The organism is Mesorhizobium sp. 113-3-3 (assembly GCF_016756495.1).
In the GTDB taxonomy this organism is placed as follows: domain Bacteria; phylum Pseudomonadota; class Alphaproteobacteria; order Rhizobiales; family Rhizobiaceae; genus Mesorhizobium.
On record NZ_AP023243.1, the window covers coordinates 3,016,142 to 3,036,018 of the forward strand.

Annotated in this window: 15 protein-coding genes and 1 pseudogene; 8 read left to right on the forward strand and 8 right to left on the reverse strand. The window is 62.8% G+C overall.

Translation table 11 applies throughout. From position 1 onward, the window contains the following. Positions 1 to 52: 52 nt before the first annotated feature. Complete coding sequence (locus JG746_RS14670; protein WP_202358775.1) at positions 53 to 802, reverse strand: DUF899 domain-containing protein; 750 nt, start codon at positions 800 to 802, stop codon at positions 53 to 55. Positions 803 to 1,189: 387 nt separating this feature from the next. Between JG746_RS14670 and JG746_RS14675 the strand changes: the two genes are divergently transcribed. The 3 genes from JG746_RS14675 to JG746_RS14685 all read left to right on the forward strand — a co-directional run bounded on the left by JG746_RS14675 (position 1,190) and on the right by JG746_RS14685 (position 4,047). Beyond that, entirely contained in the window at positions 1,190 to 2,410 is a 1,221-nt protein-coding gene (locus tag JG746_RS14675) for a helix-turn-helix domain-containing protein (RefSeq protein ID WP_202358776.1), read from the forward strand. A 33-nt stretch (positions 2,411 to 2,443) separates the two neighbouring features. Next, positions 2,444 to 3,076, forward strand: a complete 633-nt coding sequence (locus JG746_RS14680; protein WP_202358777.1) for a Vgb family protein — start codon at positions 2,444 to 2,446, stop codon at positions 3,074 to 3,076. A 140-nt stretch (positions 3,077 to 3,216) separates the two neighbouring features. Continuing rightward, positions 3,217 to 4,047 carry an aldo/keto reductase gene (locus JG746_RS14685; RefSeq protein ID WP_202358778.1) on the forward strand — a complete coding sequence of 277 codons (831 nt, stop codon included), beginning with the start codon at positions 3,217 to 3,219 and terminating at the stop codon, positions 4,045 to 4,047. 17 nt (positions 4,048 to 4,064) lie between these two features. On the opposite strand, the gene JG746_RS14690 is transcribed toward JG746_RS14685, so the two are convergent. Beyond that, the gene (locus tag JG746_RS14690; protein WP_202358779.1) at positions 4,065 to 6,218 is read right to left on the reverse strand and encodes an alpha/beta fold hydrolase; all 2,154 of its coding nucleotides are present in this window, start codon (positions 6,216 to 6,218) and stop codon (positions 4,065 to 4,067) included. A gap of 168 nt (positions 6,219 to 6,386) precedes the next feature. On the opposite strand from JG746_RS14690, the gene JG746_RS14695 reads away from it, so the two are divergent. Further along, positions 6,387 to 6,638 carry a hypothetical protein gene (locus tag JG746_RS14695; RefSeq protein WP_202358780.1) on the forward strand — a complete coding sequence of 84 codons (252 nt, stop codon included), beginning with the start codon at positions 6,387 to 6,389 and terminating at the stop codon, positions 6,636 to 6,638. A 73-nt stretch (positions 6,639 to 6,711) separates the two neighbouring features. Here the strand turns inward: JG746_RS14695 and JG746_RS14700 are convergent, their stop codons facing one another. Next, entirely contained in the window at positions 6,712 to 7,020 is a 309-nt protein-coding gene (locus JG746_RS14700; protein WP_199641822.1) for a hypothetical protein, read from the reverse strand. Between the two features lie 169 nt (positions 7,021 to 7,189). Here JG746_RS14700 and JG746_RS14705 point away from each other — a divergent pair, with 169 nt between their 5' ends. Beyond that, entirely contained in the window at positions 7,190 to 7,843 is a 654-nt protein-coding gene (locus tag JG746_RS14705; RefSeq protein ID WP_202359367.1) for a glutathione S-transferase family protein, read from the forward strand. Between the two features lie 308 nt (positions 7,844 to 8,151). Then, positions 8,152 to 9,654 carry an ATP-binding protein gene (locus JG746_RS14710; protein ID WP_202358781.1) on the forward strand — a complete coding sequence of 501 codons (1,503 nt, stop codon included), beginning with the start codon at positions 8,152 to 8,154 and terminating at the stop codon, positions 9,652 to 9,654. A 56-nt stretch (positions 9,655 to 9,710) separates the two neighbouring features. Here JG746_RS14710 and JG746_RS14715 read toward each other — a convergent pair whose 3' ends face one another. Next, on the reverse strand, positions 9,711 to 10,346 hold the full coding sequence (locus tag JG746_RS14715) for a class I SAM-dependent methyltransferase (RefSeq protein WP_202358782.1): 636 nt from the start codon (positions 10,344 to 10,346) through the stop codon (positions 9,711 to 9,713). Positions 10,347 to 10,536: 190 nt separating this feature from the next. Between JG746_RS14715 and JG746_RS14720 the strand changes: the two genes are divergently transcribed. Together JG746_RS14720 and JG746_RS14725 are read left to right on the forward strand one after the other, a co-directional pair. Beyond that, the gene (locus JG746_RS14720) at positions 10,537 to 12,099 is read left to right on the forward strand and encodes an alpha/beta hydrolase (RefSeq protein WP_202358783.1); all 1,563 of its coding nucleotides are present in this window, start codon (positions 10,537 to 10,539) and stop codon (positions 12,097 to 12,099) included. Positions 12,100 to 12,447: 348 nt separating this feature from the next. Beyond that, a complete protein-coding gene (locus JG746_RS14725) occupies positions 12,448 to 12,723 on the forward strand; it encodes a hypothetical protein (RefSeq protein WP_202358784.1) in 276 nt (91 codons plus the stop codon). 230 nt (positions 12,724 to 12,953) lie between these two features. Here the strand turns inward: JG746_RS14725 and JG746_RS14730 are convergent, their stop codons facing one another. From JG746_RS14730 to JG746_RS14745, 4 genes and pseudogenes are all read right to left on the reverse strand, one after another. Then, positions 12,954 to 13,640, reverse strand: coding sequence for a Crp/Fnr family transcriptional regulator (locus tag JG746_RS14730; protein ID WP_202359368.1), 687 nt, complete (start codon positions 13,638 to 13,640; stop codon positions 12,954 to 12,956). Positions 13,641 to 13,794: 154 nt separating this feature from the next. Then, a complete protein-coding gene (locus JG746_RS14735) occupies positions 13,795 to 15,012 on the reverse strand; it encodes a hypothetical protein (RefSeq protein ID WP_202358785.1) in 1,218 nt (405 codons plus the stop codon). Positions 15,013 to 15,347: 335 nt separating this feature from the next. Beyond that, complete coding sequence (locus JG746_RS14740) at positions 15,348 to 18,452, reverse strand: ATP-binding protein (RefSeq protein ID WP_202358786.1); 3,105 nt, start codon at positions 18,450 to 18,452, stop codon at positions 15,348 to 15,350. A gap of 482 nt (positions 18,453 to 18,934) precedes the next feature. After that, positions 18,935 to 19,256 (reverse strand): annotated as a pseudogene (locus JG746_RS14745) (ABC transporter permease); the annotation flags it as partial. Between the last annotated feature and the right edge of the window lie 621 nt (positions 19,257 to 19,877).

Consider the following 19,877-nt stretch of genomic DNA (forward strand, 5'->3'; position numbering starts at 1 on the left):
GTTTCCTCTCCCCACTTCGCGAGGGAGAGGAACCCAAGCTGGATGGCTCTTGCTACTCGCCCTTGTCGCGGAAGGCGGCTTCGCCGGCGGCGGCCACTTCCGCCCATTTCTTGTCGGCTCCGGCTTCGTAGTTGTCGTGCCAGTTCCACCAGCTGTAGAGCGGCGTCTGGGGATAGCCTTCGGGCGAATCCTCCCAGATCTCCTGGCGGCCGAGCGGGGTGGCGTCGAGATAGCTCCAGACCGTACCCATCGCCTCGTCGCCGCGGCTGTTGATCAGATAGGTGCGGAAGACGCGATCGCCGTCATGGATGAAGACATTGTGGCCATGCCATTCGTCGACGCCGAAATCCTTGTCGAAGCTGTCGGTGATCGTATACCAGGGCATCTCCCAGCCCATCCGTGCCTTCAGCCTGACAATGTCGTCCTGGGGTGCGCGCGAGGCGTAGGCGAGCGTGGTGTTGCGGGCGTTGAGATGGGCGAGGTGGCCGACCTGGTCGGCGCCGAGCGAGCAGCCGCGGCAGGCATGGTCGGGCCAGCCATAGACGCCCGGCTCGAAGAAGGCGCGGTAGACGATCAGCTGGCGGCGGCCTTCGAACAGGTCGAGCAGGCTCGCCTTGCCGTTGGGGCCTTCGAAGACATAGGCCTTGTCCACTTCCATCCACGGCATGCGCCGGCGTTCGGCGGCGAGCGCATCCTTGGCGCGCAGCGTCGCCTTTTCCTTCACCAGCATCTTTTCGCGGGCGGCGTCCCATTCCTGCCGGGAAACGACCGGCGGGGTCTTCATCGTCATGTGCTTGGTCATTGGTCTTCTCCTTTGCCAGTGATGGTGTCGTCGCGGCCTGTGATCGCCTTGGGAGCCAGGCTAGAGCGGTGAAGCGGGGAGGCGTGAGTTACATCTGCGACGGGATTTGAATCGTCCGGCCCGGCGCAGCAGGGGTGGCGGGGCCGTGCGGAGTGTTCGAGATTGTCGGTTGCAGGCATTTTCAACTATCCCTAATGAGATGCTTACTGGTAATGCCTGAGATGCTCAGGCTAGCGAGTGCCGGAATTGGCGTCAACGGTGCCGATGGCGGCCTCAGCCACATGGCTAGGTCGCCATCGGGCCATCGCGGCTTGCTGGCCGGCGATGGTGATTTAAGTTAGGGCGCTGATGTGCCGGGGTGGGAGTTACAAGTGTGACGGGATTTGAATGGACTCGCTGATCACCGCGGCGGCGCTGGCGCTGGCGGCGGGCGATCCGCTGGGCGCGCTCGATCGTGTCGCTCTGCGCGAGGACGCGCCGGCGCTGGCGCTGCGCGGCATCGCCATGGCGCAGCTCGGCGACTTTGATCGCGCCAAGCTGCTCTTACGGCGGGCGGCCCGCGCGTTCAGCCCGAAAGAGGCTGTCGCGCGTGCCAGGTGCGTCGTCGCCGAGGCCGAGATCGCGCTGGTCTCGCGTGATCTGGGCTGGCCGGCCAAGGCGCTCGACGCGGCGCGCACGACGCTGGAAAAGCATGGCGACCGGCTGAACGCGGCGCATGCCGGCCATCTCAAGGTGCGGCGCCTGCTGTTGATCGGCCGGCTCGACGAAGCCGAGCACGTGCTGGCCGGGCTCGACCCTACGCCGCTGCCGCCGGCGGCGCGGGCCGCGCATGAACTCGCCGTCGCCGGCATCGCCATGCGGCGGCTCAGGACCCGGCCGGCGCGCGCAGCACTGGAATGGGCGCGCAACGCCGCCCGGCAGGCGGGCATTCCAGGCCTCATGGCGGAGGTCGCCACCGCATCGCTCGCGCTGGAGACGCCGGCGGCGCGTCTGATCACGCAAGGCACGGAGCGGCCGCTGCTGCTCGAAGAGGTCGAGGCGCTGCAGGCATCGCCGGCGCTGGTCGTCGATGCCTTTCGCTACACGGTGCGTGCCGGGGACAGGACTGTCTCGCTGGCGAGCCGGCCGGTGCTGTTCGCGCTGGCGCGGGCGCTCGCTGAAGCCTGGCCCGGGGATGTCTCGCGCGAGGACCTCGTGGCGCGGGCCTTTGGCGGCAAGCATGCCGATGAATCGCACCGGGCGCGGCTGCGCGTCGAGATCGGCCGGCTGCGCGCCGAGCTCGCCGCGCTGGCCGACATCAGCGCCACCAAGCGCGGCTTCACGCTGGCGCCGCGCCAGGCGCGCGCGGTGATGGTGCTGGCACGGCCGATCGAGGAGCGCCATGCCGCCGTGCTGGCCTTGCTGGCCGATGGCGAATCCTGGTCCAGCTCGGCGCTGGCGCTGGCGCTCGGAACCGGCCAGCGCAGCGTGCAGCGGGCGCTCGAGCCGCTCGCCGAGGCCGGCAAGGTGCAGTCTTTCGGCCATGGCCGGGCGCGCCGCTGGATGACGCCGCCGGTGGCCGGATTCACGACCACCTTGTTACTCCCGGCGCCGCTGCCAAGCAGTTAGGAAGGGTGGATGACCACAATCGAGGATCAAGACATGAAACATTCACCGGCCGAAATCCTGCGCGAATATGGCCCTTTTCCCGGCGTGGAGCGGATCCATGGGGTGAGCTTTGACGGCGAGAACGTCTGGTTTGCCTCTGGCGACCGGCTGAACGCCTTCGATCCGCAAAGCGGGCAGGCGCTGCGTTCGATCGATGTCGCGGCACATGCCGGAACCGCCTTTGACGGCCGGCATTTCTTCCAGCTCGCCAATGATCGCATCCAGAAGATCGATCCCGATACCGGCGCGGTGCTCGCCACGATCCCGGCGCCCGGCGGCGGCCGCGATTCCGGGCTGACCTGGGCCGAAGGCACGCTCTGGGTGGGGCAGTACCGCGAGCGCAAGATCCACCAGATCGATCCCGAGACCGGGAAAATCCTGCGCACCGTCGAATCCAGCCGCTTCGTCACCGGCGTGACCTGGGTGGATGGCGAGTTGTGGCACGGCACCTGGGAAGGCGACGAGAGCGATCTGCGCCGCGTCGACCCCAAGACCGGCAAGCTCCTGGAGCGGCTCGACCTGCCGGCCGGCATGACCGTCTCGGGGCTGGAATCCGATGGCGGCGACCGCCTTTATTGCGGCAGCACATCCACCCCGGTGGTGCGGGCGGTGCGCCGGCCGAAATGAGCGGGCTCCTCTAACGAAGACATCAGGTCCAGGAAGTCGCCGGCGAAATTATCCGCAGGCGGCTGGCCGTCGCCCCGGCGCGTGCCTAGATAGGCTGGGTTGGGCGACCGCCCGGACATCTCTTCGCAAAGGACCCGACCATGCCCGAACAGATCACGTTGAACGACGGCACCACCATTCCGCAGCTTGGCCTTGGCGTGTGGCAGGTCGATCATGGCATCACCGCCGATGTGGTGGGCTGGGCGATCAAGGCCGGCTACCGGCTGATCGACACCGCGCAGGGCTACCAGAACGAGGAGGGCGTCGGCGAGGCGATCCACGCCGCCGATGTGCCGCGAAGCGCGCTGTACATCACCTCGAAACTGCGCAACGGCGCTCATGAACGCGACGCGGCGCTGCGCGCTTTCGACGACACGATGAAAAAACTCGGCATCGAGCAGATCGACCTGTTCCTGATCCACTGGCCGGTGCCCAGCCGCGACAAATATGTCGAGGCCTGGAAGACGCTGATCGAGCTGAAGCAGGCCGGCCGCATCAAGTCGATCGGCGTTTCGAATTTCAACAGGGACCATCTGGAGCGCATCATCGGCGAGACCGGCGTGGTCCCGGTGGCCAACCAGATCGAGCTGCATCCGCGCTTCCAGCAGCGCGCGCTCAGGGAATTTCATGCCGCGCACAATATCCACACCGAAAGCTGGAGCCCGCTGGGCAGCGGCCGGCTGCTCGGCGACCCGACGATCGCCGGCATTGCCGGCAAGCACGGCAAGTCTGCCGCGCAGACGATCATCCGCTGGCACCTCCAGCAAGGGCTGATCGTCATCCCGAAGTCGGTGCGCCAGGACCGCATCGCGGCGAATTTCGACGTCTTCGATTTCGAACTGGACGCGCAGGACCTGGAGACGATCGCCGGCATGGATTCAGCCGACGGCCGCGATGGCCCGAACCCGGCCACGGCGTCGTTCCTGTTCTAAGGGTCGCGTGCCCTCTCTCACCGGGGGAGGGCATGTTCTCCCCCGGAATCTGAAGGTGATTCGCTGACCCTGAAGAACGAAAGCGCGCCAGGCATGCCGCTCGCTTCGATCTCGCCCCGCTCCTGGAATATCAGGCTGGAGCCGACGACGAGATCGCGCACGGTTCGCGACGCGATGATGTCGCCCGGTTCGGCGTGATCGAGCAGCCGCGCCGCGAGCTCGATCGCGATCCCGGTCAGATCGTCGCCGCGCTCTTCGCATTCACCGGTGTGGACCGCGCAGCGGACATCGATACCGGATCGTCGCAGGCGATGACGGATCGCGATGGCGCACTGGATCGACCGGGTCGGCCTCTGGAACACGGCGAGAAATCCATTTTCCGAGTGCCTGATCTGCCTGCCTTCGGCAGTGAGCAATTCGGCGCGGATCTCTTCAGCCTGGCGTTCGACAGGATCCGCGCCGGCACAGGAGGGTGAGTTACCCATCTCCAGCAACAGAACCGACACCAGGACCCGTTCGCCTGGTGCCGCCGGCAGGGCGCCGGTAACGAAGGATTGGATCTCGTCGACGAGACGATCGGAATTCTCGCCCCAGATCACATGGTCGCGGCCGGCGAGTTCGATGTATCTGGCGCCTTCGATGTGCGTCGCCAGGTAGCGCCCTTCTTCAGGTTTTACCCAGCGGTCGCCGCTCGTCTGCACGATCAGTGCTGGAACATGAATGGTAGGTAGAATGTCACGGATGTCGATTTCCGTGCCCCAGCGCCAGAGCGCGATGGCTTCGGCGGGCGAGGCCGAATTCCTGAGGTAGGCTGCGAACCATTCTCTCTCGTAGCTGTCATTCATCAGGCTGGGTGCCGCATTGCTCATGTCCGCAGGCTCGCCCCATTGTCTCTCGACGGCGGCCAGGTCTTCTTCCACCTGCTGGCTTGTCCTTGCCCATGGGTAATCCTTCGACCACCTGCCCCTGGCATAGGTTCCGTTGAGCACAAGTGCCGCGGTGCGCTCGGGATAGGTCGCGGCGAACAGCATGCACATGGGGCCGCCTTCGGAGCTGCCGAACAGAACCGTACGCTTCGAGCCGACCGCATCCAGCACCGCCCGCATGTCTTCCATTCGTTCCTCAAGGGTCGGCAAACCAACGCTGCGGTCTGACAACCCTGTGCCGCGCTTGTCCATGCGGATCAGGCGCGAAAAGGTGCCGAGGCGATGCAGCAGATGCGAAAGCCGCGGCGACGACCAGGCAAGATCGAGGTTGGAAACCCATCCAGGAACATAGATCAGGTCGATCGCTCCATCGCCGGTTACCTGATAGGCGATGTTGGTCCCGGCCGATTTGGCATAGTGGGTCGAAGCCTGCTGCCGCTCGCCGGCATGGGCTGGCGCTGGTGGTGATATCGCTCCGACAGGCGGGGCCGGGCCTGCCGTCTTGGACCGCGCTTGCGGCGCCATGCGGCGCGTTCGCAACTCTTCGTAGAGGGAACGGGTTTCGGGCTCGGGCTGCAGGTTGAGCCCGCGCTGCAGCACGCCACGGCAATTTTCATATTGCCTCAGCGCAAGATTGATCCGGCCCTGGGCCGCAAAGGCTTGCATGAGAGCGCGGTGGATGTCTTCCCGCAGGGGCTCCATGGTCAGCAGACGCGTCGCCGCGCGGACGCAGGATGCCGGATCGACCGCCGAGTAATGCGCAACGAGCCTGTCCAGCGCCGCGACCGCTATCGCCCTCAGGCGTTCGCGCTCGACCCGCAGCCAATCTTCGAAGGGCTCTTCCTTCAGCCCGAAGCCTTCGAGCAGGTCGCCTCGATAGACGAGAAGCGCCTGTTCGAGATCGTCAGCCATTGAACTGGCGGCCAATGCCTCGAACCGGGCGACATCGAAATCAAGTTCATCGAGATGGAGGGCGACGTTGTCACCATCGGTGAGGAAGCGACCGCCGGACGCCTGCATGGCCTTCCTCACGGCCGACACCGCCTGCCTGAGGCTCGTTCTGGCCTGTGCCTCGCTGTTGACGCCCCAAAGCAGTGTCGCAAGCTTCTCGCGTGACTGCGAATGTCGCGACTGCAAGGCGAGATAGGCCACCATGGCGCGCGCCTTGCGGCTGAGAACCGGCACTGCCCGCGCATCGCCGGCAAAGTCGAAACCACCGAGCAGGTTGAGGTGAGGGTGCGCCATCGGATCCGCCACAACTTTGCGATGATCCTTTCCCGTAGCTGCCCCCATTTCAACCGGGATTTTGCCGACGCGGCGCTTTTCACGAATCCATCACGCTTGTTCCAACGCGTATCTCACGGCGGTGGAGGACAAGGCTGGGGATCAACAGCCTTGTATCGGGAGGATGTCATGCTGCCCCTAAATGCGACCGACTGGCCCACCTGGCACGATGAACCCAAGGAAAATTCCGGCGAGGTAGCGCCGCTGCGGCATGATCTTGCGCTCGCGCGCTATCTCGAGAGGCAGCAGGGCTGGCGGGCATCGGCGGTCCACCGGTTCGATCCCGGGGAAACGGCGATCCGCTGGTGCGCGCTGGTCGCACGTGTCGGGCGGGCGGGCCGCTTCACTTCCGCCGTCCCATCGCCGCGTCACGACCATTGAGGCCGAACCGCGCCGCAGCGGCCGGAAACTCCGCCAGCCGTAAGATGTTGCACTAAAGTGGCTTGTGGCGCCGCTAAATCCCGGACCCATCCAGTTGCTGGGCGTCGTCGCCTTCCCACGGCGCCGGCATCGAGCCGCCGCGGCTGAGGTTGGCCGAGGGCAGGGGCATCCAGCATTTCAGCTCCGGCTCGGCATATTCGACGACGCGGCCGGGCGAGGAGTCGGACGCGCGCCAGCCTTCACCGGCGAACTGGTCGCCGCGCGACCAGTAGGCGAGGTCGACTTCGGCCGGCCCCTGTTCGGAGGGACGGACCGTGACCAGGATCCGGCTGCCGTCCTTGGGCGCCGTCGACATGTGGCGCCACCGTTCGGGCTCGTCCATCGCAATTCCTCCTGCCTTGGTGCGAGATGAAGTGTCGCCTCGCCATCGATGGTGGTCAACCCACACTTTGTCGGATTGCACCTGCCGGCCGCGTCCTTGATCTGGCATGTTCGCCAGGACAAGGAGAGAGGCATTCATGAATGACAAGGTCGAGGCGGCCGCGGGCGGAATGAAACTGTATTTCAGCCGCAATCCCAATCCGCGCCTGGCTGTCGCGGTGGCGCGTCACCTCGATGCGCCGGTGACTTTCGAATTCGCTTCACCCTTTGCGCCGGGGCAAGCGGAGCGATTCCGGGCGCTCAACCCCAACCTCTCCATTCCCATCCTCGCCTGGCCGGGCGGCAGCCTGTGGGAGGCCGACGCCATTGCCTGCCTCCTGTCGCGCACGGCGCGTTCCGATTTCTGGCGCAGCGGCGAGGACGAACCCGACATGATCCGCTGGCTGAGCTGGGGCAAGGAGAATTTCATGCGCGCCTGCGACACCGTGCATTTCGAGCGCGGCACCAAGCAGCGTTATCGAATCGGGCCGATCGATGAGGACAAGGTCAGGGAGGGGCTGCGTGACTTCCACAAGGGGGCCGCGATCCTGGAGGCGGAGCTGGCCGGCCGGCAATGGCTGGTCGGGACGTCGCTTTCCTATGCCGATTTCCGCATGGCGGCTTTCCTGCCCTTCAACGATGCCGCCCGCCTGCCGCTCGGCGACTATCCCGCGCTCTTCAGCTGGTATCGCCGGCTCGAAGCGATCGACGCGTGGCGCGACCCGTTCAAGGGGCTGGATGCGCCGCCCCTGGCGCCGGTGCCGCCGCAAAGGGCGACGCTGTAACGGAAAAAACTGACGACCGGCGCATACAGAAACGAAACTTGAAGACGCCGGCCGCCATTTGGGGGCGTTGGGTGCATCCCGTTGGGGCGTGATGCAAGGTCAGGCTAAGCGGATGGCCGGCATCCGCAACCGCAACGCCGGCCCATGGTGAACAACAGGTTACTATCCACAGGGGCGGCTGCTCTCGCGGCCCCTTCACCGTCCTTCACAACTGTGCGCAACACCCGCCGGCCGGCCATCGGTGCTCGACGGGCCGAGCCTGGGTTGCTAAGCCCCATGCCGCGCAGGAGACCTTTTTGAGTCGAGACATGACCGTTGCGATCGAGATGGGACACACCACGGCGGGCGCCCCAGCAAACCTCGATCTCGAGGAACTGCTGGCGACCCGCCTCCTGGTGCAGGGCAATTCGGGCTCCGGCAAGTCGCATCTGTTGCGCCGCCTGCTTGAGCAGAGCGCGCCCTGGGTGCAGCAGACCATCATCGACCCCGAAGGCGACTTCGTCTCGCTCGGCGAGCGCTACGGCCATCTGGTGATCGATGCCGAGGAGCATACCGAGCGCGGCCTGCAGGCGGCCGGCGAGCGGGCGCGCATCCACCGCGTCTCCACCGTGCTGAACCTCGAAGGGCTCGACGCCGAGAACCAGATGCGGCGCGCCGCGGCCTTCCTCGGCGGGCTGTTCGAGGTCGCCCGCGACCACTGGTACCCGATGCTGGTGGTGGTGGACGAGGCGCAGCTGTTCGCGCCGGCGGTGGCCGGCGAGGTTTCCGACGAGGCGCGCAAACTCTCGCTCGGCGCCATGACCAACCTGATGTGCCGCGGCCGCAAACGGGGACTCGCCGGCATCATCGCCACGCAGCGTCTGGCCAAGCTCGCCAAGAATGTCGCGGCGGAAGCCTCCAATTTCCTCATGGGCCGCACCTTCCTCGACATCGACATGGCGCGCGCCGCCGATCTCTTGGGCATGGAGCGGCGCCAGGCGGAAGCTTTTCGCGACCTCGAACGCGGGCAGTTCATGGCGCTGGGACCGGCGCTGTCGCGGCGACCGCTCGGCCTGCGCATCGGCCCGACCGACACCAGCCCGCGCAACGGCACGCCGCGGCTGATGGCGATGCCGGAGGCCGCACTTGAGGACGCCCGCGCGATCATCCTGGCCGCACCGCCGCCCGAGACGGTGCGCACGCCGCGCCGGGTGGCATCGCCCGATCTGCTCGACCAGCTGATGGCGGCGAAGTCGGCGGCGCTGGAAATCCGCCCCGAACCGGCCGAGCCGCAAATCAGCGCCGAGGACCTGGCGGAGCGGCGCGAGCGGGTCGACCGCGTGCTGCGCGCCATCCTGGCGCAGCCCGATGCGGGTTTCCGCGTCATCGGCGTGCTCTACCAGGAGTTCGTGGTGCGCTGCCGCATCGAGGGCCTGGCCTCGGTGGTGCCGGACCTCGCCGAATTCCGCCGCATGCTGACGCGCGCCCGCGCCGGCCTCGGCTCCGAAACCACGCAGGACGATGCGTGGCGCGATGTTTCCGTGCGCGCCTCGCTGCTGCCCGACGACATGCAGGGCGTGTTCATGATGATCGCGCGTGCCGCCAAGGAAGGCTGGCCGTGCCCGAGCGATGCCGCGATCGCCCGCGCCTACGGTTCGCACTCGCTGCGCCGCGCGCGCCGTCTCCTGACCTATATCGAGGAACAAGGCCTCATCGTGTGCCAGCTCGACGGCACGGGAAAGCGCACCGTGACGCTGGTCGAACTCGCCTGGGCCACGGCCCCCGGCGATCCCAATGCCGAGGAGGCGGAGCAGGGGAGCCTGGCGCTGTGAGCGGCTAGACGCTGGCAGCTCCGGGCGCGACGTCGACGCACGGGCAAACGCCCCCGTCAGCCAGCCGCCGCGATGCCGGCGTGGTGGCTGCCCAACTGCCATAGGGGCAGGGGGAAGCGGCTGTGCTGCACCTCGAGCAGGCGAAAGCCTGCGCTGCCGATCAGGCGCAGCGGATCGCGGTTGAGGTGGCAGCCGCCGGCAATCGATCCCCACAGCCGGTTCAGCCGCTCCTGCCAGCGGCGGTGGCGCGGCCCCTCGGCCTGGCCATGCTCGATGAAGATGAGCCGGCCCGTCGGCTTCAGGACGCGGCGGATTTCGCTCAGCGCCGCCTCGGGGTCCGGAATGGTGCAGAAGGCATAGGTGACGACCACCGTGTCGGCGATGCCGTCGGCCAAAGGCAGGCTTTCGCCGCCGGCGCGGATGCATTCGACCGGGAATGGCGAGGTGCTGCTCTTCGGCGCGGCGAGGCCGAGCATGGTGCCGTCGGGATCGATGCCGACCAGCCGCTCGACCCTGGCGGCGTCATAATAGGGCAGGTTGAGGCCCGAGCCGAAGCCGACCTCGACGACGACGCCTTCAGCCCTCGGGATGAGGCGCCTGCGCATTTGCGTGAAGGCGCCGGCCGAACAGCCGGCATGGACGAAATAGGGGGCGACGCAGCGTGCATACCAGGACAGGCAGGTCTGGCACATGGCTCAGCCTCCATGCCGGGTGCTGGCGCCCAAGGTGGGCCGTTCTGGTGTGGGGTGGCTTGATGTATTGACCGGTGACATTTCTCGCTCCAAGGGAGTTGATCGGGCCGGATCGGCGCGAAACCGGGGGGATGGATAGAAGGCCGGCGTCCCCTCAACGTCCTCTCCTTGCGCGGCCGCGTGCGGATTGATGGAGCTGATACAACTCAGGCTTCTGGGTTTTCCGGAGTTCCGGCTGGACGGGCGGCGCATAGAGCTTGCCCTGCGCAAGGCGGCGGCGCTGGTCATCTACCTCGCCGAGGCCGGCGGACCCGTGGCGCGCGACGTCGCCGCCACGCTGCTGTGGCCCGAAGCCGACGCGGAAGCCGCCCGCGCCCGCCTGCGGCGCACGCTTTACAAGATCCGCATCGCGTTCGGCGATGAGATCATATCAGCCAGCGCGGCATCGCTGAGTGTGCGCCCGGGGCTCCTGGTCGAGGCCGACGCAAGCGCCTTCGAGCATGCCTGCGATGCCGGGCTTCTCGACGAGGCCGCCGGCCTCTACACCGGCGACTATCTCGCCGGCTTCTCGCTGCCGGATTGTCCCGAATTCGAGGAATGGGTGTTCTTCCGCCGCGAGGCCTTGCGCAGCCGGCTGGTGCAGGCGCTGGAGCGGCTGGTGGAAGCCAGGATCGCCGGGGGCGATGCGCGCGGCGCCGTGCTGCACGCCACGCGCCTTGCCGCCCTCGACCCGTTGAGCGAAAGCGCGCACCGCCACCTGATCCGCGCCCATCTGGCCGCCGGCGACCGGGCGGCGGCCGAGCGCCAGGGCGAAACCTCTATGCGGCTGCTGCGCGAGGAGCTCGGCGTGGCGCCGGACCCCGCCACGCTGGCGTTGCTGCGCGCGGGCAATGCCGAACCGGAGATGCCCAGAACCCGCTATGTCGCCGTGGACGGCATCCATATCGCCTACCAGACGATAGGCAGCGGCCCGGCCGACATCGTGCTGGTGCCCGGCTTCATCTCGCATGTCGAGCGCATCTGGGAAGACAGGAGCTGCCGCGCCTGGCTCGATGCCGCGTCGCGGCTCGGCCGGCTGATCCTGTTCGACCGGCGCGGCATGGGCCTGTCCGACCGCGTCGGCGCCCGCCCGACCGTCGAGGCCACCGCGCGTGACATTCTGGCGGTGATGGATGCGGCCGGCAGCCGCAAAGCCTTGCTGGTCGGCGCCTCGGAAGGCGGGCCGGGCTGCATCCGCTTTGCCGTCGACCACCCCGACCGCCTGACCGGCCTTGTGCTCTGGGGCTCGCTCGCCAAGGGCAGCCGCGCGCCCGACTATCCCTTCGCGCTGACCTCGGCGCAATACGACCTGTGGCAGCAACGTCTGCTCGCCGGCTGGGGCGGCCCGGCCGAAATCGAAACCTTCGCGCCCAGCCTCGCCGATGACCGCCAGGCACGCGCCTGGTGGGCGGGCCTGCTCCGAGCCGCCTCCAGCCCCGGCGCCGTCGCCGGCCTGCTGCAGGCGCTGCGCGACGCCGATGTCCGCCCGCTGCTGTCAAAAGTCAGGGCGCCAACGCTGGTGCTGCACCGCAGGGGTGACCGGGCGGTGCGGGTGGAAGCCGGGCGGTACCTGGCGGCGCGGATTGCGGGGGCGCGGTTTGTCGAGGTGGAGGGGGAGGACCACTGGTTTTGGGTGGGGGAGAAGGGGGCGTTGCTGGAGGGGATTGGGGGGATGGTGAGGGGCAAGACTGGGCATCATCCGACGCTTGCTTGATAGCGGGAGACAAGCTGCAGGCTCGGGTTCGGATAAGTCAGTTGCGACCGACACATTGGGCTCACGCTAATTCAACATCAGCTTTGCGCCTCGGCGTCTGTTTGCGGTAGCCTGCGCGTCCGCACAAAGGTCGCGCTGTCGATTTTGGCAGTCCTTTTGTGAATTCCTTCACATACAAATTTCGCGCCCGGCGTACAAAAGATGCCGGAACAGGCAATTGGGCCTCTCTTTCAGATAGATCTTAAAATCAACAGAAGATCAAAATCAAAAGGAGGAATTGGCTTTGTAATAAAGCCAATTTTGTTCTCATCGCAAAATTTTGCGATGTCATCAACAAGGGAGAGAAGCATGTACAAGATCATTGCAGCTGCGTCGGCATTTATTATGCTTACGGCGCCCGCGTTCGCGATCGACTCGACCTTCGTGCACAGCCTTCGTGCCGACAATGGTGACTTCGAGGATCCGGGTCAGTTCAAGGGACAACACGCATCAGGTTCAGAGCGAGTGGTGGTGTATGGGTTCCAGACAGGATCGATCGGGTCCGGTGACGGCACTTCAAACCCCAGGTGCATGGGGGTTAGCCCGCACCAGTACGACCCTGTTAGCCCCGATTGCCGGAACTGAGGTAAAGGAGCGGTGCTAGCGCGACCGCCCTGCTTCCTCACTCGGAGCGACGTGTTCCTACGGACTGTCAAGAAGGATCAGACATCGCGTGATAGCGACGCAGATCCCGATAAATCCTAGGAACACGTCAGTCCGCTATCGTCGTCCCGCAGATCGCCACCCAGAAAGAATCATGCTGCGCGATTGACTTGGCGGCTTTTGGCTCGTCAGGACGTTTTGAATTATTCATATCAGTCTTCGTCCTGCGAGTCGGCTAGGTGACGAAGAGCGCCAGCGTTCGTTATTCGCAGACCACCACGCTTCATCGCGATAATCGAGCGGTTACGCCAGTTGTTGAGCGTCTTGTTGACGGACTCGCGCGTGGCGCCCAAGAATTCCCCTAGTTCAGATTGGGAGATCGGTATCCAGCCTGAGCCATCCGCTATTACGCGAGCCAAAAAGAAGAGTCGTTTTGCCAGTCTGGCCTCAATGCTGAGGAAAGCATGATCCCCAAGTTCACCGCTGACCCAGCGCAACCGCGCGCACAATAGTTCAATCATGGCCCGCGCAAGCGGCGGGTGTTTTTCAATTCGATCGAAAAGCTGCTTCCGGCTAAGCGAGACCAGTTCGCAAACTGTGAGGCAGATGGCGGTTGCAGTGCGCGGGTGCCCGTCGAGCGCGCCAATCTCTCCGATTAGACTGTAGGACGGCTCGAGATTGGCCACCAGCCTCTGGCCTCCCGGCGAATATATGGATATCTCAACCGTCCCGCGCATCACCCCGTAAATGCGATCGGCTGGATCCTCCTGAACGAAGAGATGCTGGCCCTCCGCGTAGCGTTCGACCTTGCAGCCGCTGAAAAGAAGATCGAACAGGCCTGGATCAATCCGTGCAAGTCGCGGCAGATGAATTATGTCGTTCGCGCCCAAGGAAACCATTTTGATTGTCCCAAGTGCCGCAGTCGCATGATTTACGGCAGCAAAGAGCGGCGTGAAAGCACGGCGTTCACCGCGCATTTTTTGGTTAGCAAGTGCCGAATTCCGTCACAATGAATTCATCAATTTGGCTGCACTGCAGGCGTATCTGCGATGTTCAGTCGACCGCCATCGCATCGCGATCTTGCCGGAGTAACAATCCAGCATATCGACCAAGACGTTTGTCCAGAACCCAGTCGTAGTATGGTGGTATCGTGTTGGTGTCGCTATTGTTGAATGAAACGACTGCCTTATCTTCCGCGAGCACCCTGGAAAAGCGCTCCAGGAGCCTGATGTGGCGCCGTAGTTGGAGTGTTCGAACAAAAAAGCTGAGGCGGATTGGCAGACTGATCGGCTCCAGCATTCTCCTGACGGCCATCTTGGCATTCGCCGCCTCCCGAAAAATTGCGATGAGGTGTTTAAAGAACTCTTCCATGCCGTAGTTTTTGAACCGATAGGTTGGAAATGGGTCGACGTAATAGCAGGGAGGCAGCGGGAGCAAACGCTGTTCTTGCTGAAGGGCCGCCCTCATCGGGATGCCTCCGAAGGCAATAGGCACGGCGATCCCCGGGAATACGGTCGGAAACCGCCGAATGAAATCTTGGGTAAGGTGGGCGGGTTCGTCCCCGCGATCCACGTCGGAGCCAAACAGAAAATTCGCCTGGAGTCCGGGGACGTATCTTTTGATCAATTCAAAGTGGTCAACGATTCGGACAAATTTTGTAGAGGCATCCATCCCCGTGGTTCTTGTCTTGCGACCATATCCAGCCCAAGACTCTACTCCCGGGGCGATGAAGATACAGTTGGTATCACGAAGGCGCGTAAGCCGGGATTCATTTAGGACCGTCAGCGAGCTTTCGATGATGTAGGGACTTCTAGAAGTTGGCTCAATCTCTTCTAATATGCCGACCGTCTTTTCAAAGTTGACACCGAAGTTCGGATCGTAAAATGCCAAGGTTCTACCAGGCATCTTTTGGGATGCGTATTCAAAATCGTGGCGCAGATCGTCAGCGTTTCGCAGCCTATATGGCTGGTTCCAGTCGACACAGAAATTGCAGTCATACGGGCACCCGGATGAAGACACGATTGGAATCACTGACAGCTTGGAGAACGATCCGAAGATAAGAGAAACCCGGTCGAGGTCGTGTCGACGTTCCCTCAGAAGAGGGAGGTCTATCGAGGCTGCATTGGTGCTCAGAATGGTGCCCGGCGGGTGACCTTCTTTCAGGCATTCCCGGACCAGCTGCTCGTCGCATCGCTGGATGACGATGTCAAAGAAACGAGCGGAATCGTTTGGAAAGGCGTTAGCGTGAGGCCCGCCAAGTATCATCTTCACGCCACGGCGTCTGAAGAGATTCGCTAGGGCATAGGCGAGCGCGGAGGATTCTGTGAAGGCTGAAATGAAGGCGACGTCCGTGGACGAAGGGATGAGCTCGTGAACTGGCCGCTGTCCGTAGTACGTATTGTATGTAACCGTGTGCCCCGCTCTTCGGCACCACGCAGCCACCGACTGCGACATGACACCAAAAAATTGCCTTCGGAAGATTGAGTAGGGGCCGGGATCAACGTCAGTGCCACAAAGCAGCTCAAGAACTGCAACCTGCAAACTCTGTCGCGCCACTAGTCCCTCCTGTTCCCAGTACCGTTAGCGAAATCGCGTACTCTACCTCGTTACTTTCCCATGTTACCGATCTCAAGGAGACGATGCTCAATCGCATCGTCCTGAATTGTCTCCCTACCAAAAATCAGCTTCGCCGTTTTGAGGGCGCGGCGCTCAAACGTGGGCGAAAGCCGCTCACGAGCGAGGGCCACGGAGCGCTGAATAAGCCTCTCGGCAGCCAGGGAGTCTTCCGGCTGGCCGTGATGCATTGCCAGCGCTTCGACCCTGAGAACCTCGCACTCGCCCCACGTCTCTCCCTCTGAGACAAGCGTCTTGGCGAGCTCGCACAGTTGCATTGCCTCAGATGTCTTGCCGACTGCCACGCATGCTTCGGCATAAAATGCTATCATGTTGGGAACTGACAGCTTCCACCCGATTGCAGCCAGGTTTTCCAGTGCCTCCGACATAAGCTGGAGTCCGCTTGCTAGTCTCCCGGACTGAAAAGAAGCCCAGCCTAGGAAGAAATCTCCGAAGATTTGGAACACGCGAAGGCTGTTTTCTGCTGAAAAGGTCACGAGGCGGCGAGACTGTGAGACAACGTTCTCAACCTCACCATTGTAGGCCGCGATGAACCCACCGATGTAACCAATCGCAATTGCAGTGGAGAGGGGATGACGCAGTTCATCTGCATGGCGCAGCGTCTCGATCCCTAAAGTGGCGGCCTCATGGTCCCTCCCCGAATAAAACAATACAAGGCTCAGCAGAGCTTGGCCCGTAATCTTGGAATTCGCTCCAAAGAGGTAGGTTACCGAGTTGTCCACATCGGGGTTATAATTCAAAATGGAGGAAGAAAGGGCGCGCTCGGCCTCCTTCGACTGGCCATTGGCAAAGAGCGCCATCCCCAGCAGGCGGTTACCGATTGTCTCGCCGGGTTGATAGTTTCGCGCCGCAGCGAGATCCAAAAAGGCCTGAGCTGTCGCAAGCGCAGCATGAACATGACCCGTAGTGATTTCCCAAGTGAACCGTGCGTATAGGAACGGAAAGACGTACGGTGACGGATGCTTCTCGCACAAAGATAATCCCGCTGAGCAACACTCGAATACTTCGGGAGCGCAGAACCCCTTCACCGCGACATAAGGCCCGACCAAGGAGGCCCTCACCATCAATTCGAGGGGAATGTAGCCGGGGCTATCTCTTATCTGTCCAACTGCATCCAAAGCTCTGCTCAGGCTATTTATAGCCTCGACATTGGCTGAGCGTCTTGCTGCCTCGGTCCCTGCCTTTAACCAGGCTTCGGCAGCCTTCTCGTACATCGCCGCACCGGTGAGGTGGTGTGCCAGGACCTCGGCCACCGGTGGGGTGTTGTTCGACAGCAATGCGCTTACGATGCGTCGGTGGCTCTCATGTCTGATTGCGTGCACCATGCCTCCGTAACAGACGCGGTTCAGAAGAGCGTGCCGAAAATCGTAGACCTCCTCCGACGATCCGCCGCTGACTGCGACTACGCCTTCGTGGATGAGAGCGGCGAGTTTGGCTTGGATTTGATCTGGTGGCTCTCCCAGGGCCAAGCTTAGAATCTGCACTGAAATCGGTTCGCCAAACGCGGACATCACGCGCAGCAGCGGCTGCATCGATGGCACACTGTCGAGACGCTCCGAAAGGAGTTCGGCCAACAACAATGGAATTTCATACCTACGCACATTCTTCGGCGGCTCGCGTGTGGCCAGGTGGCCGCGATGCTCTAGTGCCGCGATAGCCAGTTCTTCAAGGTAAAAGGGGATGCCATCCGAGAGCTCGACGATTTGCCTGGTCGTATGATGACCAAGTTGATCGGTACCGGGAACCCAGCTGAGGACTTCATGGCTGTCGGCAAAATTCAAGGGCTCCAGATCAATCGAGTGAGGATATCTCTCCCGGGCGCTCACCTCCAATTTCTTTCTTGAGGCCAGCATGACGAGGAGGGGCCGACCCTTGAGCCGTTCGATAAGAATTTCAATGAATTCCCTCGACGACGGATCAAGCCAATGCACGTCGTCCAGAAACAGAATGCAAGGCGCAGGTCCGAGGAGTCTCTCGAATATCCCAAGAAGCAGGCCAAATTCGATCTTCTTGCGATGTCTTGGCTGGGCGCTGCCGAGTCTTGCCTGATCGACACTTTCCAACCCCAGCAAGGAGCGCATGACGTGGCGCTCGACGTCTCCTTCTATGCCGAATTGCTTCAAGAATTTATCGGTTTTATCAGAGACATTGGCAGCGGAATCGGTTTGCATCGCTCCTGCCGAGGATCGGAGAAATCCTACAATCGGATGCAGGGGAATCGCTGCAGCTATCTCGGAGCAGTTCAGTTTAACATAAGTAGCATCCGCCGTATCCGAGGACTTTCGAAACTCTTCGACGAGGCGAGATTTTCCGACGCCCGCTTCTCCATAGATAAATAGGGTGCTCTGTGATTGATACACTTGCACATTTCGCCAAGCTTCCTGAATCATATCGAGTTCAGCACCTCGGCCAATGATCCTCGTGGAGCCCCGCTGGAAACGGGCTGAACTCCTATCTGCGGCCATCTTAGGTCCCTTGATCTCAGAGACATGGATTGCCCTACTGAATCCTTTTAGTCGTCGGGCGCCAATCGGCTGCGTTTCGAACCCCCCCTCAAGGACCTCCACGGTCTCGTGCGAGGCCAGCACTGCGTCCGCCCCGGCCAGACCTTGTATCCGGCTAGCGAGGTTTACGGCTTCGCCAGTGAGGCTGTGACTGATCCGCCATGTCTGGGTCCGCTCGGGGCTAACCAATATAAGGCCGCTGCTAAGGCCAACCTTAGCATGAATGCTCGGCATGGATCCGAGCCCGGACGAGAAGTCGGTGCAACGGATGGTCTCGACGATCGCCAGAGACGCACGCACGGCCCGTTCGGCATCGTTGCCGTGAGCGCGAGGGAAGCCAAACTGGAACAGTACCCCATCGCCTGCTGAGGAAACGACGGCTCCCCCATGCCGGTTCACAACATCGATGCAAATCGACTGGAATTTGTCCAGGATTGTTCGAATTGCTTCTCGGTCATGCGTTTGTGATAAAGCGGAAGAACCAACGATGTCACAGAAGGCAACCGTGAGATAGCGATGTTCCGAGGTCGACTGCAAACTGCGGTCCGTCATAGCCTCGTGGTCGTCCGACATGGCGATCGCCCGCAGCGGTTGCGAGAACACTTGATGATAATGTAATTATTACCCCCCGTGAAGCTCTCGAAATGAGTTGCATTTATCTGCAGGCTGTTGCGTCGACGAAGGGCCCTTTGCCTAGCCGTCTGTCGGTGGACGAATGCCTTTAGTGGTTGCTTCCAATTTACCCTGAAATTCGTGTTATTCGAACGTTCGAAGATTTGGCGATTGAACCGCCTGAATTTTGTCGCCGGTCGATTGAGGACTGGTCTGTTATCATTTTGAGACCCCTACAAAGCCATAAAAGGGCTTACCGAGGTTGATTTGCTGGGAGTCGTGAGACTTCTGGCCACTTTCAGTAGGGCGGCCAGATTCCCAACTCTGCCATTTAAGCCTACAGCCAGGCATCTGGCGTATGGACCAGCCAGCTCTTGCTGAGTTCCCCTATGATAAGCCCTTTGGCCGGTAGGGGCGGCTTCGATCGAAGGCTGGTTCGCCACCTACCGCTCCTCCACAATCCGCAAATACGCCGGCGTCACAAACAGCACGATCAGCCGGAACAAAATCCGCCGCGCCCCCTCCTGCATCTGCAGGATGGTCAAGAGCGTCGTCAGCACGGTCAGGATCAGGGCGCCGATGATGGTGCCGGTGTAGCCGCCGCGGCCGCCGAAGATGCCGCCGATGACTGCCGCCGCTACCGAGGGCGGGACCAGGTGTTCGGCGAGAGCGACGGGGCCTTGATCAGGCCGATAATATGGAGCAGGCGCCGGCGAGCCGGCTCGAGGTGACGTAGAGTGCCGTGATGACCTGCCAGTATTGCAGCAAGACCGGGCATCAACCGGCGCTTGGCTGGCTGCGGGAGACAAGCTGCAGACCCGGGCTCAGACGCGTCAGTTGTGAGCACGACTTGGGCCGGACGACAGAAATCGCGGTGGCTGGCAATGCGCTATCGCGAAAACCAATGCACGCTGGTCTCCTTCAAATGAATGAAGCCGTGGATTTCATATGAGCAGATGCTAACGGAAAGCTGAGAGGCCTTCGAGCCATCACAGGCTGGCTAGGCTTCTCAAAGCTCACTCCCTGTAGCGTAGCCGCTGGACAACCGCATACATGTGGCAGGTGGTGAAGACTATGATTTCCTGGCGTAGAATGGGGCATAGCGGACGACCAGCCTTGCGAGCCGATCAAGAGCCAACGTCAAAGCTCGTGAAATACTGATGCGACACCAAGCGACCGGTGTGACATGGCGGTGCTTTTTAGGGCTGGAGTTCCAGGAACTGCAGGGCATGCCAGGCCAGTGGCCGGCGCACGGACCAAGCCGTGCCTGCGAACCCGTCGCTCATCGCCGGTCACCAAACCATGCACCGACGCGCAGCGGTGGTCTGTCACCGGAACTCGGCCTGAACGGCATTCTTCCAGGGGCGGGCGAGTGGCTTGTCCGCG